This window comes from Nostoc sp. UIC 10890 (assembly GCF_054786515.1).
This window is the reverse complement of record NZ_JBSGKF010000001.1, coordinates 69,214-85,654: the sequence shown is the minus strand read 5'-3', so window position 1 is coordinate 85,654 and position 16,441 is coordinate 69,214. Positions and strand designations below refer to the sequence as shown.

General features: G+C 42.0%; 19 protein-coding genes and 1 pseudogene. 5 read left to right on the top strand and 15 right to left on the bottom strand.

Features of this window, described 5'->3' with window-relative positions; genetic code table 11:
• The first annotated feature begins 129 nt into the window (after positions 1-129).
• Together ACWATR_RS00350 and ACWATR_RS00345 are read left to right on the top strand one after the other, a co-directional pair.
• The gene (locus ACWATR_RS00350; RefSeq protein ID WP_460328415.1) at positions 130-825 is read left to right on the top strand and encodes a pentapeptide repeat-containing protein; all 696 of its coding nucleotides are present in this window, start codon (positions 130-132) and stop codon (positions 823-825) included.
• An 88-nt stretch (positions 826-913) separates the two neighbouring features.
• A pseudogene (locus ACWATR_RS00345) lies at positions 914-1,135 on the top strand (transposase); the annotation flags it as partial.
• A gap of 215 nt (positions 1,136-1,350) precedes the next feature.
• Here ACWATR_RS00345 and ACWATR_RS00340 read toward each other — a convergent pair.
• On the bottom strand, positions 1,351-2,268 hold the full coding sequence (locus ACWATR_RS00340; RefSeq protein ID WP_460328413.1) for a LysR family transcriptional regulator: 918 nt from the start codon (positions 2,266-2,268) through the stop codon (positions 1,351-1,353).
• A gap of 84 nt (positions 2,269-2,352) precedes the next feature.
• Here ACWATR_RS00340 and ACWATR_RS00335 point away from each other — a divergent pair, with 84 nt between their 5' ends.
• Both ACWATR_RS00335 and ACWATR_RS00330 read left to right on the top strand, forming a co-directional pair.
• Positions 2,353-2,622 (top strand): excalibur calcium-binding domain-containing protein, encoded by a 270-nt coding sequence (locus ACWATR_RS00335; RefSeq protein WP_460328411.1) that lies wholly within the window; start codon positions 2,353-2,355, stop codon positions 2,620-2,622.
• Positions 2,623-2,917: 295 nt separating this feature from the next.
• Positions 2,918-3,805, top strand: coding sequence for a pirin family protein (locus tag ACWATR_RS00330; RefSeq protein ID WP_460328409.1), 888 nt, complete (start codon positions 2,918-2,920; stop codon positions 3,803-3,805).
• Positions 3,806-4,258: 453 nt separating this feature from the next.
• On the opposite strand, the gene ACWATR_RS00325 is transcribed toward ACWATR_RS00330, so the two are convergent.
• The 4 genes from ACWATR_RS00325 to ACWATR_RS00310 all read right to left on the bottom strand — a co-directional run bounded on the left by ACWATR_RS00325 (position 4,259) and on the right by ACWATR_RS00310 (position 8,031).
• Positions 4,259-5,245, bottom strand: coding sequence for an HlyD family secretion protein (locus ACWATR_RS00325; protein WP_460328407.1), 987 nt, complete (start codon positions 5,243-5,245; stop codon positions 4,259-4,261).
• Between the two features lie 272 nt (positions 5,246-5,517).
• Positions 5,518-5,859 carry a hypothetical protein gene (locus tag ACWATR_RS00320; protein ID WP_460328405.1) on the bottom strand — a complete coding sequence of 114 codons (342 nt, stop codon included), beginning with the start codon at positions 5,857-5,859 and terminating at the stop codon, positions 5,518-5,520.
• 151 nt (positions 5,860-6,010) lie between these two features.
• Positions 6,011-7,336: a sensor histidine kinase gene (locus tag ACWATR_RS00315; protein WP_460340092.1), complete on the bottom strand. Its 1,326-nt coding sequence runs from the start codon at positions 7,334-7,336 to the stop codon at positions 6,011-6,013.
• A gap of 20 nt (positions 7,337-7,356) precedes the next feature.
• Entirely contained in the window at positions 7,357-8,031 is a 675-nt protein-coding gene (locus ACWATR_RS00310) for a response regulator transcription factor (protein WP_460328403.1), read from the bottom strand.
• 241 nt (positions 8,032-8,272) lie between these two features.
• Between ACWATR_RS00310 and ACWATR_RS00305 the strand changes: the two genes are divergently transcribed.
• A complete protein-coding gene (locus tag ACWATR_RS00305) occupies positions 8,273-8,668 on the top strand; it encodes a hypothetical protein (RefSeq protein ID WP_460328401.1) in 396 nt (131 codons plus the stop codon).
• Between the two features lie 162 nt (positions 8,669-8,830).
• On the opposite strand, the gene ACWATR_RS00300 is transcribed toward ACWATR_RS00305, so the two are convergent.
• The 10 genes from ACWATR_RS00300 to ACWATR_RS00255 form a co-directional block, all read right to left on the bottom strand.
• A complete protein-coding gene (locus ACWATR_RS00300) occupies positions 8,831-9,067 on the bottom strand; it encodes a hypothetical protein (RefSeq protein ID WP_460328399.1) in 237 nt (78 codons plus the stop codon).
• 251 nt (positions 9,068-9,318) lie between these two features.
• A complete protein-coding gene (locus tag ACWATR_RS00295; protein ID WP_460328397.1) occupies positions 9,319-9,678 on the bottom strand; it encodes a hypothetical protein in 360 nt (119 codons plus the stop codon).
• Positions 9,650-9,844: a VOC family protein gene (locus ACWATR_RS00290; protein WP_460328394.1), complete on the bottom strand. Its 195-nt coding sequence runs from the start codon at positions 9,842-9,844 to the stop codon at positions 9,650-9,652. Before ACWATR_RS00290 ends, ACWATR_RS00295 begins: the two co-directional genes overlap by 29 nt.
• A 77-nt stretch (positions 9,845-9,921) precedes the next feature.
• Complete coding sequence (locus ACWATR_RS00285) at positions 9,922-11,295, bottom strand: NAD(P)/FAD-dependent oxidoreductase (protein ID WP_460328391.1); 1,374 nt, start codon at positions 11,293-11,295, stop codon at positions 9,922-9,924.
• Between the two features lie 53 nt (positions 11,296-11,348).
• Complete coding sequence (locus tag ACWATR_RS00280; RefSeq protein ID WP_460328389.1) at positions 11,349-11,594, bottom strand: hypothetical protein; 246 nt, start codon at positions 11,592-11,594, stop codon at positions 11,349-11,351.
• Between the two features lie 43 nt (positions 11,595-11,637).
• A complete protein-coding gene (locus tag ACWATR_RS00275) occupies positions 11,638-12,294 on the bottom strand; it encodes a cytochrome c oxidase subunit 3 (protein ID WP_460340089.1) in 657 nt (218 codons plus the stop codon).
• A gap of 60 nt (positions 12,295-12,354) precedes the next feature.
• Entirely contained in the window at positions 12,355-14,022 is a 1,668-nt protein-coding gene (locus tag ACWATR_RS00270; RefSeq protein WP_460328387.1) for a cytochrome c oxidase subunit I, read from the bottom strand.
• Positions 14,012-14,926, bottom strand: coding sequence for a cytochrome c oxidase subunit II (locus tag ACWATR_RS00265; RefSeq protein WP_460328384.1), 915 nt, complete (start codon positions 14,924-14,926; stop codon positions 14,012-14,014). The genes ACWATR_RS00270 and ACWATR_RS00265 overlap by 11 nt, the downstream gene beginning before the upstream one ends.
• 24 nt (positions 14,927-14,950) lie before the next feature.
• Complete coding sequence (locus ACWATR_RS00260; RefSeq protein WP_460328382.1) at positions 14,951-15,544, bottom strand: DUF2231 domain-containing protein; 594 nt, start codon at positions 15,542-15,544, stop codon at positions 14,951-14,953.
• The gene (locus tag ACWATR_RS00255; protein WP_460328380.1) at positions 15,541-16,035 is read right to left on the bottom strand and encodes a DUF2231 domain-containing protein; all 495 of its coding nucleotides are present in this window, start codon (positions 16,033-16,035) and stop codon (positions 15,541-15,543) included. Before ACWATR_RS00255 ends, ACWATR_RS00260 begins: the two co-directional genes overlap by 4 nt.
• Positions 16,036-16,441 lie beyond the last annotated feature (406 nt).

Genomic DNA, 16,441 nt, shown 5'->3' with positions numbered 1-16,441 from the left:
GTGCAGCGCTCTATCACTTTCATAGCGCATAAAAAACGAAGCCCAGTTTTTTGTGCTGGTGACTAGCAGAGTTGATTAATATCTGGAAGTTAGAGCCGTAATCGTCTGAAAGTGCCAAAACTTATAGAAATGAAAAATATTATCTCGATTGTTTGGAATAACTGGTTAAAACCGCACAAAGAATCTGTTTTACTATTTGACTCAACTGCTGCCGCTAGTGAGATTGCCCTGATGCTTAATGGTCAGTGGGATGGCTGCAATGGTGTGATTGTGGCTTCCGGTGATGAAGTAGCTGTTAACACTGCTGCCAAGCTATTAGAAACTACATGGTGTTATCAAGGCGCATCAAAAGCTGTTTTAGACAGAGTAACAACTGATGAAATTTTACGCCGTTATGCAATCGGAGAAAGAAATTTTGTTAATGCTAATTTGAGGTGTGCAGTACTTGCATCAGCGAAACTGAGTGAAATTAACCTAAGTTATGCTCAGTTGAATTGGGCAGACTTAAGTCAAGCCAATCTAAGTTATGCTAATTTAACAGCAGCAGACCTAAGCCTTGCTAATTTAAGTGGAGCCTACCTCAGTAAGGCATACCTAATGAGGACAAACCTAAGCGGGGCAGACCTGCAACAAGCTTCACTTCATGGGGCTAACCTAAGTAGGGCTAACTTAAGTGAAGTTAACCTCACTGGTGCAGATTTAACTCTCGCTAATCTAGCACTAGCAGACCTAAGAGGAGCAAATTTTTACGAATGTAATTTGAGTGGGGCTAACCTAACAGGTGCCTTATTTATTGAGAGTGACTTGGCTTTTGCTAAACAATAATCACGGCTTCAAGCGATCGCCCCCACACCCATGACTGAAACCCACAACCTCGGCATGATTGATACTGAGTATGCCTTGCTGATAGCCCAAGGCTACGACACCAGAGATAGCAAAGGTAGTGAGCATAAATTCGGCACAATCATTACACCATTTCTTAGCCAATTCAAATTGGTCAGTCAATAAATTAAAAGAAAGAAGATTAAATAAGTTAAAGAAACAACTAGATGGTCGGGCAATTACATTAGTAATAGATGAAACAGGAGATAGGAAAAAAGGTAAAAAGACTGATTATGTAGCTAGACAATATTTATCAGTATGAACCCTGTTCGGATCTCAAATCGGATTGCTATAGTCACTTAGTTATTTCCTCACATCCATCATTCGTTCAGGGGTGTACTGATTAAAATTCACTGAGCAATCAGTTACAGTGCCCTCTATTTACCACTAGGAGGAAATATCAGCGTTCGAGTTGGGTGTTGTTGTTAGTGTTCCTTTAGATTTACTTTATAAATAGCCTCTTATGTGTTAAATTTCCTCACAAACGCTTATGAGCATCTGTCGTAACCAACAATTTGCCTGATCCTGCTGTGTAAGTTTGCTCCACAGCATTGAAATCATCCACGGTTGAGTTTGTACAGGAAGTTCAAAAGTTTCTAATGCGCCTTGATATGCCAATGGTGTTACTAATCGTGATGGAACAGCAGCAACCAAGTCAGTTGATGAAATGATTGCTGGTAGTACTAGTAAGTGGGGAGTCGTCAAAACAACTCGGCGTTGGAGGTTGCACTGGGCAAGTGCTTTATCGATTTCACCAACTTCGTCTTGTCTGAGAGTGAAAAGAACATGAAGAAAATTAGCGAAGATTTCTGGTGTGATAGTCGGCTCAGAGAGAATGGGATGCCCAAGACGACAGATGCCGACAAAGTGTTCTGGAAATAAGGGTATTTGCATTGTTTGTCGGGGTGGGTCTTGGAAAACACCCAAGGCTAGATCAATTTCTCGTCGCTCTAATAGTTCTCCCACAAAGTCTTTTGCAAAACCAATTAATCGAAAATTAATGCTTGGTGCAATTCGACGACAAACTTCTAGAAGCTTGGGCATGACAACATAACTAGTGTAATCTGAACTGCCAATTGTAAAAGTACTTCTAGAAGTAGTTGAGTCAAATATTTGGCTCGTTTCCAATGTCTGCCGAATTTGTTGCAGAGCAGCTTTTATACCTTGAGCAACTTCCAGAGCCTTTGCTGTGGGTTGCATTTGTCTGCCAATTCGGATAAATAATTCATCTTGGAATAGTATGCGTAACCTTCCGAGTGCCGCACTCATCGCTGGTTGCCCTAAATACAGCCGTGTTGCTGCTGCTGTTACACTCCTTTCTTCAAAAAGTGCTTCAAAGGCAACTAAAAGATTCAGATCAATGGCAGACAAGTCTATTAATCCCATCGATTAAATATATTATTTTAATCAATTTGATTAATTTAAAACATTTCAGTAAAGTAAAACTGGAAGTTGTGAAAAGTTATAAAAATGACAAATCAGAAAAAGATTGCTGTAGTAACAGGTAGCAATCGTGGGTTAGGATATGCCATAGCTCGTAAATTGTCGCAAATTGGCATCCATGTTGTTCTGACGAGCCGTAATCAAACAGATGGTCTTGCTGTTAAGGAGTCCTTTGAACTTCCAAAGAATTCACCAGACTTAAATTGCCGAGATATTAGCCAACGAAGGTTGAAAGTGCTGCCACCCGATCCTCATGGCTTTGACAGGGATGGGGATGGGATTGGGTGCGAACGGTAAAAACGAGTTGTGGGTCTAGGGGCGGTCGAACCCCCATGTAGACCAGACGAGAGGATTAACCCCCACAATTCGGGTAGGACAGACCGTAATTGGTCTGAGGTGTTCAGAATACATCCACTTTCCACGCTAGGAGCTACGGGTTCAGAACTGGGCTTGGAACACTGAGAATTTTTAAGACAAATAGATACCTCTTAAATGTTGGCTATTTCTCAATAGATACCTCTTAAATGTTGGCTATTTCTCAAATGAATCTACCTATAATAATTTCATCATTCATAATCTGTTTTTATAAATCATGGCAATACTTCAACTGATTGAACCCGAAGTTAAAGATTTAGGTGGGTTTACTGCTCGCCGCAGTTTGCCATATCTTAATCGCCAAATGGTCGGGCCATTTATCTTTTTTGATCATCTTGGCCCGTCCGTTTTGCCCCCTAACAGAGGTATTGATGTACGACCACATCCTCATATCAATCTTGCAACGGTAACTTACTTGTTTGATGGTGCTTTGATGCACCGCGATAGTTTGGGTACTGTGCAGTCAATCCAACCGGGTGCAGTAAACTGGATGACGGCGGGGAAGGGGATTGTACATTCAGAACGATCTCCGGATTATGACCGACATAATGAAGCCAGCATTCATGGAATTCAAACCTGGGTTGCCCTGCCTGTAGAATATGAAGAAACAGATCCAAGTTTCACTCACTATCCTGCTGAAACTCTTCCGACCTGGGAAGAAAATGACGCTGTCATCAAACTCATTGTTGGACAAACACGCTTCTATACCTCACCTGTCAAAGTTTTCTCACCTATTCTTTATTTAGATGTGGCGCTATCTGCCAATGCTCACTTCACTGTCCCCAATGGTTATTCTGAGAGGGCAGTATACAGCGTCACAGAAGGGTTGAAGATTAATGGTGAACTGCTAGAGCCATATCGGTTCGCCATTTTGGAGGCAGGTTATGAGATAAAGGTTTCTGCTGTCGCCGCTGCTCAATGCATTATCATTGGTGGTGAGCCAGTGGGTACACGTTACAAATGGTGGAATTTTGTCTCTAGCCGAGCAGAGCGAATAGAGCAAGCTAAAGCTGATTGGCGCGATCGCCGCTTCGCAAGCTTACCAGATGAAACAGAGTTTATTCCATTACCAGAAGTGGTAACAGAAGCTAATCCTTTCTCCTAGTAGCAGGTCTGATTTCCTGACTTTTTTGTTCTAAATTTTGAATTCTTTTTCAATCTTGTAGCTGTTCATCTGAAGCAAAATGCTCATGATCCCGATGACCAAACCAAGTCTGAAAACTGGTTGCAAAAAACTTCAATCGTTCCAGAATCAAAGCGATCGCACAAAGGCATTGCCCCGATCAGCAATTGTGTACAAGCGTATGCGATTGCTCTGGTATTGCTAAAGAGCGTAAGCGTTTGCTGTTATTGGCAATCGCTTTTCTATCGAATACCAGTCTAAGTTGGAGGAAAAGCCTTAGCCGCCTTAAGTCGAGCTGTTACTAAAACAGTTGTTCATAAATAATTTTGGGCATTATCAACCAGGACAAAAGCTTTTAGCACCATAAATTTATGGTGTAACACGAATTTATTTGGTTGAATTATGGTTGACATCAATATATTAAGGCGAGTAGCATTAAATGTCATTGAGAGCATCTAGCTGCACTTCCACTTCATCTCCTTGTTTCACTAAGGACTTCATTGACTCTGGTACTACAACGCTAAACTGCAAGCGATCGCTACTTTCCAATGTCACTAAAGGTTGTCCAAAATCCGCTATTGCACCTACTTCTGTATGTTTCTTAGTGACGACTCCAGCAAATGGTGCTTTAACAATGCTGCGGTTTAGGTTAGCAATCGTTGGCTTTACTTCTGCTCGTGCTTGCTGAACTTGGGAACGCGCCTGCTTTACTCCTGCTTGTGCTTGCTGGACTTGGAAGCTTGCCTGTTTGACGGCAGTTTTGGCTTGCTCAATTTCCTGCAAGGCTTGTTCAATCCCAGTTTTTGTCTGTTGAATGCGAGCTTCAATTAATGCAACCTGTGTATTGGCTGTATCTAGTTGTAATTGGCTGACTGCACCATCTTTTCGCAGCATAGCCATGCGTTGTTGGTTTAACTGAGCGTCAGCTAGTTGTGCTTGTGCTTCCTGCAATTTAGCTTCGGCTTCCTGTTGACGAACTTCTGCTTGATTGAGTTGTGCTAGAGCTTGAGTTTTGTTTGCTAGGGCCTGAGTTTCGGCCACAGTCGCAACTGTTACACCTGCCTGGGCTTGGGAAATCACAGCCGATGCTTGATTGCGTTGTGCCTGAATATCTTTGACATCAATAATGGCAATGATTTGACCTGCTTTTACTCTATCGCCTTCTTGCACTGGCAAAGTTTTAATCTGCCCCATAACTCGGCTAGTAGTAGTAACGGTTTCTACCGCTTCCAAGGTACCATTCAAGGGGATTCTACCCAGACTGAATGCTTTCTTGGTCAGGGGCGCTTTTACTTTTATAGGTTTGATAGTGCTAGTTATGGTAGCAGTAGATTCCGCAGAATTAGAAAAACAGGATAACACGATAGCTCGCAAGCCTGCGATTGCTAAAAGGGCTGCTAAAAAAAACATATCGTATTTCATTCGCTTACCTTTGCTGTGATACTAACCCAAGACGAATTAAAGCGATTATTTACTAAGGAATTTCTCTCCCCGCGCGATCGCCTACGGCAGGCGCTTGCGCCATCGCACTCTATTTGGCATCACGCAGATGTCATCCAGCACTGGGAACCTTCCTTGAACTATTTAAGAAGTTTCTGCTCTTGAGCGCGATCCCAGGTTATCTGAGGTCACGCTCAAGAGCAGAAACGAACGGCCGTTTCGGTGATTGGGGACACTGCTGGAGTGTAGAAAATTTAATCGTCATGAATTTGAAGAGTTTCACCGTTGGCACGAGTAATACTCAGGGCTTTGAACTCATTGTCGTCATAGTTGCCAACGACGGTGACTTGTTCTCCGACAGAGAGGTTAATGGGTTGTCCTAACTGAGATTCTGCCTCAATGATGATTTGTCCCTTACCATCGTTGAGAATGAACTCGTCATCTAAAAGCTTAGTAACTTGGCCGGAAATACTGGTAACACGAGCGTTTGGCAAATTCTCAATTTGGTTTGGTGCTTTCTGCGCTCCCACCTCAAAAGGCATGAGCAACGCAAACAAACCGGTTAGGACGATAGTGGGTGTAGGATTGAAATTCATTGGTTAAATCCTCCAATCTGATGTGTAATGGACGCTTATTTTCAGATTGTCAGATAAAAGTAACAAGAAGGTAACAGCTTGATCCCCAGCCAGGGTCTTCTTTTACTACGAATGAAAATATTTGCTAGCCCACCCGGTATTGAATTGTTCGTTATGGTGAGGATTTAGGCGTGAATGGTAGTTTGATTTGAAATGTAGAGCCTTCACCCAAACGGCTGATTGCTAGAATTTGTCCCCCATGTACCTGGACAATCTGTTGTGCTAGAGCCAATCCTAACCCGAAGCCTCCTGTATGGCGCGAGCGTACACTATCTACTCGATAAAACCGTTCAAAGATATAGGGTAAATCTGCCTCTGGAATCCCAATACCGCTATCCTGGACTTCAATTACCACCCAACCAGACGCAAGGAAAACTCGTAAGCGAACTCTACCTCCAGACGGCGTGTAGCGGCAGGCATTACTGAGAAGATTTTTTACTGCTTGCCGCATTAAATCTGGATTGATTCTCAACATTACCAATTGTTCAGGAAATTCGCTGGTTAATTCTAAGTTTTTTGCCCTTGCTGAGTGGGTGTATTCCTCTACTAATATTTTGAGCCAGCTAACCAAATTGACGAGGTTAAGTGCATCTGGCTTTAACTGTCCTTCATTTCGAGCTAAGAATAATAAATCACTAATCAGCATTCCCATTGATTCAGCAATCTGGTCGATATTATCTAGAGAACTTTGCTGTTGACTAGGGTCAATTGGTTCGAGCAAACCAAACTGAGCGTAATTCCGAATTGCTTGGAGAGGTGTCCGTAGTTCGTGGGAGGCATCAGCAGTGAAGCGCTGTAATTGCTCGTAGGATTGGCGAATTGGCTGCATAGCCATCCCACCAAGAAACCAACCCGCCAAACCAATTACGCTTAAAGCAATGGGTACACCTACTATTAAAAACAGTCTCAATGACCATAAAGTTTCTTCAACAGACGCTAAAGAAGCTGCTATTTCCAGATAGCCGATTAATTGTTTATCCTGAAAAACCGGAACTGTTAATTGACGCAGCATTTCATTGTGACGAACACTGGTGGAAACGCGATCGCCCTCTTGGGGCGCCTGTTGTGCAGCATCGCCTAACTTAATTGTTTGAAACCCTAGTTGATTATTTAACTGCTCTGATGGAGTGACACCAAAAAACTCTAGTAGTTGCTTTTTGGGAGTGTACCAACGGGCATAAATAATTCTATTGTCAAAGGGCAAAGCTTCACCACCTAAGATGGGGACATCTTCGAGACTAATGCGTTGCTGTTGTTGGTAACGTCCATCTTCAACACCTGCCGCCATCAGCTGCGTTGTGTTGTAAAGTTCTTGGTCAAATGCCCGCAATTGCTCTTTGACTTCTAAAAAGTAAAGTATGGTTGCAAAGATCACCAGAATACTTCCCATTGAGAGTGTAAACCAGCGAGCTAGGTTACGCCTACTGCGGCTAAACATGGGAGGAATGAGCGATCGCATTATTCAGGGGCAACTAATCGATATCCTATACCGTACACGGTCTCAAGCCAATCTTCTGCTTTTATCATCTGTAAGCGTTGCCGCAGTCGATGCACTAACATCGTTATTGCTTTACTATCTGGCTGTATATTCCACTCCCAAAGTGCTTGTTCGATTTGGGCGTGAGTGAGTACTTGCTTAGGATGTCGCAGAAAGTATTCCAGCAATTGAAACTCTCGACCCGATAACTGGACTGTAGCTTCCTGGCGTTCTAACGTTAGAGTGTTGAGATGAAGTTGTAAGTCGGCTAACTCTAGCGTGTCACCTTGCCAGAGTGGCGCTCTGCGTCCCAATGCTCGTACTCGTGCCAATAGTTCTAGCAAACTAAAGGGTTTAACTAGGTAGTCATCTGCACCAACATCCAAAGCAGACACTTTATCCAAAATGGCATCTTTAGCAGTGAGAATCATTACTGGAGCCGTTTTACCTGCTTGGCGATACTTTTGACACAGACTCACACCACTGACCTTGGGCAACATCCAATCTAAAATTAACAGGTCGTAGTCTCTCTCTTGCATTAACCACTGGGCTGTTTCACCATCTTCAGCACCATCTACAACATGTCCGACTTTCGAGAGCGCACCCTGTAGTGGTTGTAACTGAGTAATATCATCCTCTACAAGCAAGATTTTCATTCATTATGTTGTTATACTTTCTATTTTTCTATGATAAATTCATAATCAACCTTTTTCTGTATTATTCCTGTTATCTCAAACTGGGATAAGCCAATCTCTGACAGCCTTCTGAAGCTTTATTTTCTGAGTTTTGGCTAGGAATTTTAGTTTCTGTTAGTAAATAAAGGCTCAAAGCTTTATTTAATGAAAGATTGAAAATTTTACTTCAATTATTGTTTACCGAAAGTGAGAAAACAGGGTTATGGCTCGACCTCGTTGGCTGCAATTTCTAATTAAATTAGGGCTAGAGTTTTGGCTGCCAATACCCTTAATCGGACTGTTTTTTTGGTTAAGTACGGGTTTGCTGACACATCAAGTCTTAAGCTACACCTATGACACAACCGCCCAAATCCACGCCGACTCAAAACATCACATTCAGTTTTCTGTTTCACTCGCTGTTATGTCTATTGAAGCGGTAATTCAACGTCAAGAAAAGTTGACTGAAGTCAAAGTTTACACTGCTGATTCAGTGTTAAAGCAGATGGAATTTGAGTTCCCCGTGACTGAATTTGCTCAAGTTGATGCCGCAAGCGCTCAAGCGTTAGGATTACCGATAACAGCAATTAAGCAGTTAATACGTTATCGCATTGAAAACTAAGGCATTTCCAGAAAATAAAATATACAGTTCCCGAAACTCCGATTCTCTCGTGGCATTTTCTCGGTAGCTAAGGTAGTTAAACACACATTTAAAGACTTTTCAAACATCCTTTAATGCACAAACTAATTTATTAAAAATGGTGTACTTATGAGCAACAATCAACTATCCAACACATATAAGGCGAATACCAGCCTGTACCATTCCAGCTTCAATCCCGCCGCCACCCGCGAAAAGTACTACAGTGATCGGGGCATCATCTGGAAGTGTTGGTTTTTTATCTGTGTTATCAAAATTATTGCAGATATCTAGTTTTGATGATCGCTTTTTAGTTTTCGCTTTTTTGATAAAGGCGATGATATCTTCCCTAGTTGCCCCGTCTTGTTGTAGTGTCCGAATCATTGGGACAGCGCCAGGGGGAATTGAGCCTATACTTCGCCCAATACACACTCCATCAACTCGTTCTTCCCAGTTGTATCCCCATCGCCATAGAGTCGGGTTATTTGGGTCACGCTCACCTATAACTCGTGGGTAAAACGCTATTGAGCCATCAAGTAGCTTTTTCTTTTCTAGATACGGATAGAATCACAAAACCCGCTTTTAACCAGAGTGGAAACATAATTAATTCGTAATTCGTAATTAAAATTATTGGCTTAGGTGGCTTGCATTTCTACACCTTGGGGTTTTGATAGTGCTTGTAATTCTTCCCAAGAATAGTGAGAGGGTAGTTCAATTGGTTTGTGATCTGCTCCTAATCCTAAGCCTACTGTTGGTTGGAGTTCTTCAATGAATTGCTCGGTGTATCCTACCAGTTTATTGGCTGCAACTCCACCAGCGATCGCACCTGCAACGCCACCAATTGCAGCACCAATCTTACCACCCATTGAGCGACCTAGTGCGGCTCCGGCAATTCCGCCTCCGGCTGCTCCCAATCCTGTTGCAATAGGATGAGTATTTGGGGGCGTTTGATTTTCATTTTCTTGGTTAGAAGTAGAGTGTTCTTCTCCAATCACTCAGTATAGGACGACCTTTGCCAGGTATAAGATAGTCGAGCATGATATCAGGAACGAGTTCAAAAGTAAGTGCTTGTGTATAGAAATTCAAAGAGCGATCGCAGTTTGTCACCGTTAAGCCAATAGCTCTAATTCTTTGTACTTGTACATCGGTTTGACTAGACATATTCAATAGCCTCTGTACTTACAATTAACGTTGTGTTTAGAGATTATGTTTAGGGTAAAAGTTTTTTCACCTACCCATTACTCCTTATCCCTTTTTTCCTCATCTCCCAACATTTTCAATAATTTTCTTGCAACTAAAACACCTACAACTCCTGCACCAACTAATTCCACTGCTTGCACGACTTTTTTACCTACATCATGAGGGTCAAGGTGGTGATGGAAAATCTCTTCATCCACCCATTCCGTTGTTGCTTTAAAGTCATGAATTGGTGTTGGCAATAGCGTTAAATAAGTGCCTTGACGGATTAAATGCCCAGATTCGCCTGCAACTTCAAAAACATTGAAAAGGTTAGCAGCAGCATCATTTAACCCCAATTTTAAGAGAGTTCCTCGGATGTTAACCTTAACAGGTTTGAGTTCTTCTCCTAGAGCGATCGCTTTCAAATTGTGAGCAATATTAGCTCCTTGTTGATAAGCAACTTGGGCTGTAGGTGGTAGTGAACTATCTTGAACTGCTGCACAATCACCGCCGGCAAAAACTTCTGGAAAGTCGAGCAATTGCATGGTGGGAGTGATTATGGGACGGTTATGACGATCCCGATGCTCTTTGGGAATTGGTAAGTCTTGAATTAGTGGATGAATGGAAGTACCAGCAGTCCAAATTGTGGTGTATGCTGCCAGTATGTTAACTTGATTATTGCTCTTATATTCAATTGTATTAGGGTGAACAGCAGTGGCTTCTGCTCCCATAAGAATTTCAATTGGTATAGTGCGTTTTTGTAATTCTCTCTCAGCAATTGGGCGTAGTGGATCGTTAATATCACCATCAAGAATTTTTTGACCATGATTAAGCAATACCACGCGAATTTCACTCGAATTGCCTCCTAAAGCGCTATACCAATGTGGTAGAAAATCAGCTAATGTAGCTGCCATTTCTACACCACTTGCACCACCACCAACTATGACTACTGTTAATAGTTTTCGGCGTTGTTCTGAATCTTCAGTTTGGACAGCTTTGTGCAAACAGTCACGTAAATGACGGTCAAGAGCGATCGCATCTGCTTGCGTCCAGAAAGGAAAGGCATTTTCTCTAGCACCTTCAACTTGATGATAGCCAGTTACACTGCCCAAAGCTAATACTAAGTTGCTGTAATTGTAAGAGTTTCCCGATACTAATTTGACTTCCCTTTGATGCAAGTCTATCGATTGCACTGTATCTTGCACAAAGATGACACCACTACCTTTAAGTAGTTCCGAAAAGCGCGGTACTACCTGAAAGCTATCCATCTCACCATCGAAATATTCATATAGTAGCGGCTTAAAGCAAAAGCGCTCATCTTTATCAATCAAGATCACAGAACGAGGATAATGTTCGTGAGCTAAATGTAAGGCTGTAAATAGTCCGGTAAAACCACCGCCGATAATCACAGTTTGATAAACTGGGTTGTTCATAAAATCCCTCGCAAATCTTGTTAAATCAGGATGTTTTATTAATGAAAGCTATGCTATATCAATAAAAAGAAAGCAATTAAAATGACGCTGAGGAATAAAGCAAAGGCAATAGCATATTCGACTCTGCGACTAAAAAATCCCACAGCAGCAATCAGAGCGATCGCTAGCCCAATAATGCCAGCATATTGCTCTTTTTGTAATCCGCGTGCAATTAGTGGATCTTGAACTGGTGCTGGAGTTTCTTGAACTGCTTTTGGGGCTAATTCTGAGGCTGGTATTTCTTGTAAGAATAGATTCATCACATTACTCCTTAAGATACTGAAATTTCTGATTTTTTTATACTCACCAAAGATAGAGAAGTGAGAAAAGAAAGACCCAAACTACATCAACAAAGTGCCAAAAAAGAGTAGTCGCACTTGTCCCAAAATGAGTTTTATTATAATTGCCTGGGATGAATGAACGAATCAGCATAATTATCTGAAGCACAACACCAGCCAGGACGTGTAGACCGTGGAAACCTGTTAGTAAATAAAATGTCGAACCAACTAACCCTGTAGTAAGCTTGAAATCGAGACTTTTCCACTCAATTAATAGACCAACTAAGAAGTAACTTCCCATTGCGATCGTTATTAACCATAGCCAACGAAATTTATTCAGTTTATTACGTTTGAGTGCATTTTCTGCTGGTTGAATAACAAAGCTACTAGAAAGTAATACTATCGTATTGATAACCACAGTTGTAGACAATTCCGGCCCCGAAATACCGGGCGGTAGCCAGTTTTTAGTATTCAGTCGTAGAGCAACATAAGTAAAGATAAAACTCAAAAAAATGATACTTTCTGACAGTAGGAATACCGTAAATCCGAACATTCCTTTACCATGATGATCTTCATGGCTACCGCCACCACTTGGTAGGAAGCGCTGTAACCAATTTGGCAAGCGTCGCCGCCACAGATCAAAACGGATTGGACTTTCATCTATATGAGGACGACGCATAATTCGTAATTCGTAATTCGTAATTCGTAATTCGTAATTCGTAATTAAAATTGGTCTAATTTCTTACTCAATGTTGTTAGAATTTTCGATTACTGAGTACTTTGGATTGCCGTAGTCATAAGGAGGTCTGGTTACAATTGGAATCTCTTCAAAGTTATCTCGTGGAGGTGGTGAAGAGGTTGTCCATTCTAATCCAGTGGCGTGCCAAGGATTGTCAACTGCCCTTGGCCCGTAAAGCCAAGAGCCTACTATGTTAGCAATAAAAGGCAGTGTGGATGCTCCTAGTAAAAATGATGCCAAGCTAGCGATGACGTTCCATCCTTGATACTGTGGATCGTAGGAAGAAACTCGGCGGAGCATTCCTTGTAAACCTAATGGGTGCATGGAGAAGAAGGTAATATTGGCAGGAATAAAGGTTAGCCAAAAATGTAACTTGCCCCAACCTTCAGCATACATTCTTCCAGTTATTTTGGGGAACCAGTAGTAAATTGCCGCGAAGATTGCCATTGTGATCGTATTAAAAACGATGTAATGGAAGTGTCCCACAACAAAGTAAGTGTTATTAACGTGGATATCAAAGGGCGTGGCAGCAAGCATTACACCAGTAACACCGCCAAAAATAAACATGGCTGCACCTCCCATTGCAAACAGCATTGGTGTCTCTAGATGTAGCTTGCTTCTCCAGATGGTGGCAGTCCAAGCGAAGGCTTTAATACCAGTGGGTATAGCAACTAACATTGAGGTAGCCATGAAGGTCATCCGCATCCAACCAGGGGTAGCACTGGTAAACATGTGATGTACCCAAACGAAGATGCTGATAAAAGCAATACCCAAGGTTGCGATCGCAACTGACCGATAACCAAATAACGGATTGCGAGAAAATGCAGGTAAAACCTCAGCAAAAATACCAAAAGCTGGTAGCGCCATGATATAAACTGCTGGGTGGGAGTAGAACCAGAATAGATGTTGATAAATAATTGGATCGCCGTTCCCATCCGGTTTAAAAAATTGTGTGCCAACGGATAGGTCAAGCAACAACAGGATCAATGCACCCGTCAATGCAGGCAAATTAATCAGTTGCAATAACTGGGCACTGAGAACCGACCAAACAAACACAGGCATCCGAAAAAATGTCATCCCTGGGGCGCGCATCCAAAAGATGGTTGTCATAAAGTTGACAGCCCCCATGATGGAAGAAATGCCTATTAAAACTAGGCTGACTATCCAAATAAATTCACCGTTAATCAGTTCACCGCCTGGAATTTGCAGACTAATTGGCGGATAAGACCACCAGCCAGATTGTGCGGTGCCGTTTGGGAGGAAGAAGCTAGATAGTAGTAAAAGACCTGCGGGTGGCAAAATCCAAAAAGAGATGGCGTTGAGCAAGGGAAAAGCCATATCCCGCGCTCCAATCATTAGTGGTACTAAGTAGTTAGAAAGCCCTGCATTGAAGGGAATAATCCACAGGAAAATCATGATTGTCCCGTGCATGGTGAACAAACCGTTATAAAGCGGGCGATCGACCAGATTCGATTCTGGGGTGAGTAACTCAGCCCGAATTAGCATTGCCAACAGCCCACCAATCAGGAAAAACATGAAGGTCATCACCATGTACTGAATTCCAATCACCTTATGATCGGTGTTGAAGCTGAAGTATTGCCGCCAAGTATTACCCTGCTGGTTCTGCGATTCTCGATCCCCGGTAATCTCTTGACTAAAATCATGTGTCATTATTTAATTTCCTTTTATTGGCAATACCAGGTTGAGCAGGTGTGACGGTGTACCAGCCGCTATTAAACAATGTTTTTGGTGGTTGGATATTTTCGGCAACCGCCTGATTTACTGGAGTTGGTTCGCTAGTAGTAGTTTGCGTGAGCCACTGATTATATCGATCGAGGGGTTCAACGTATACATCCGTTTCCATTAAGGCAAAGTAAGTACCACTAAATTGAGAATCTTTCAGCCGATATTTGCCTGCACGAATGGGCGTTAGCACAAGATCAATGTTGCGCCCTGGAATAATATCCTGCTTTAAACGAAACTCAGGGACGTAGAAACCGTGGATCACATCCTGCGCTTGCAGATTTAAGCGAGTGCTTTGATTAATGGGCAGATGCAGTTGATTGCTAGTAACGTTATTTGGATAACGAAAAGACCAATCCCACTGCTTAACGAAAACATCGATAGTTTCAGATGCAGGTTTGGGGCGATCGCCGATGGTTGCGGCGGAGGCAGATTCTATAGGTGTATGCAAATGCACGATTTGCTTTAGACCTAAAATATTTAACTGCTGATAAATATTGAAACTTTGGAAAGCAATCCACACTACTAACAAAGTCGGGGTTGCTGTCCACAATATTTCTAGCTTCGTATCACCTCTAGAAGGGTGTCCCTCGGTGTAGTCTTCTGGAGGAGCGCGATGGAATGCGATCGCATAAACCATAACGCCAATTAGCCCAAGCAAGATAAATGCTCCAATTGAAACTAAGAAGCTAAACAAATCATCTACCCGTTGTGCTTCTGCTGTAGCTTGGGGAGGCATCCAAGAAAACGCCTGTTGCCCAATCCACCGACTAACGACAAGCAGCACTGCTACATAAACCGCTATTAATATATATTCAAAAACACTAAACATAAAATTCAATAAATTTTCGTTTAATTATTTGCTATAAACATTTTTATAAATGGTATTAGCAGCAGTAACATGAATCCCAAATTCTTCTCCCAAATGCGCTCCCAATGTTCCGTGGACGAATAATATGCCTAGCATCGCAATCCCTGCTAACAAGTAACTCCACTGCACCTGTCTAGAAGCATCCTTCCGCCAGCAATAGCGTTGCAAACCTCTCCATACAGTCATGGCGACAATAATCCCCAACAGCAAAACGCCACCCAAACCATGTAAAAGCATCGTCCAACCAGCACTCAACCCCCAAGCACTCTTTTGATCGACTAGTGGATTTGCCAAAAGTAGCTCAAAAAAACCAGCCGCAACCGTGAAAAATGTAATAGCTGCTGCTGCTATCAGGTTGTACCAGCCGACATCAAAAAAGCTAGAACGGATGGTAGCCAATCCCAAAAATTTGAAAATTGGTTTTTCTAAAGAAAACAGCACTCCTGCTATATCAAAAAGAATGGCAATAATAAATAAACCAAGGGTTAGATGTACTAACTGCGGATGTATAGGAATCTCATAAGGTAATCCGTTAGCGCCCAACCGTAATCTCAACTGCTCAATCAGTTGCGGGTTCATGGTGAAACTCCCTGTTTCATGGCTTGAACTACAGGTTCGACGTGCAATCCATACACCCAAAACAGTTTACTCCCCAAATACACTTGCAAAAACACTAAGCAGACTAACAATGTTGCAGCCCCCAAGTAAGCAGGTGGTACTTTTCGGGGGCTGCGGTTGCGAATCACAAAACGCCAAGCTGCGATCGCTGCAACAATCGCCCCCAGTGACCAACCCAAGACGGTATGATAATTCAGCGTTGACTGGGCTGCTTTCTGGGCTTGGGCTAGTCCTGCTTCAAACTGGCCAAAGATAATCGCGATGAAAATTGCGATCGCAGCAACAAACATATTCCAGAAACTCACCTCAAATAAACGCACGTTGTGGGTGAAATAGCCTAGAACATCACAGAAAAAAGAAAAAAACACCATCGCAATCACAAAGTGAACGATAATTGGGTGCAGAGGGTCAGGGTATGGTAGATTCTGGCTATTGAGAGGTAAGGCAGACATCGCTTTTTCCTTGGTGTATCGATTGCTGTGATTACTTAAGATATTTTGTAAAAATAAGATTCAGTATTGACTGTTTGAAGATTTTGAATTTTGCAGATGCTGACAAAATTTAGGAGTCCTAACAATCAATATCTAAAAGATAGAGCAAAAAGCTACTATCTTAGGGATGACTTATCCAAAAATAAATTATGATTTATTCCTAACTACATATCTCCAATTTCCTATTTTATTAAGAAAGGCAGATTGTAAAAGAAATTTATTAAAAATTATCATCAATAATCATACACACCCGAAAATATGCATCTCTACAAGATTAAGAAATAACTTTAGTAAATGGTTACTTGTAATTAATCAAACTCTTGTATAAACAAATCCATATCAAAAAATTGCAATTCCTATAAAATTA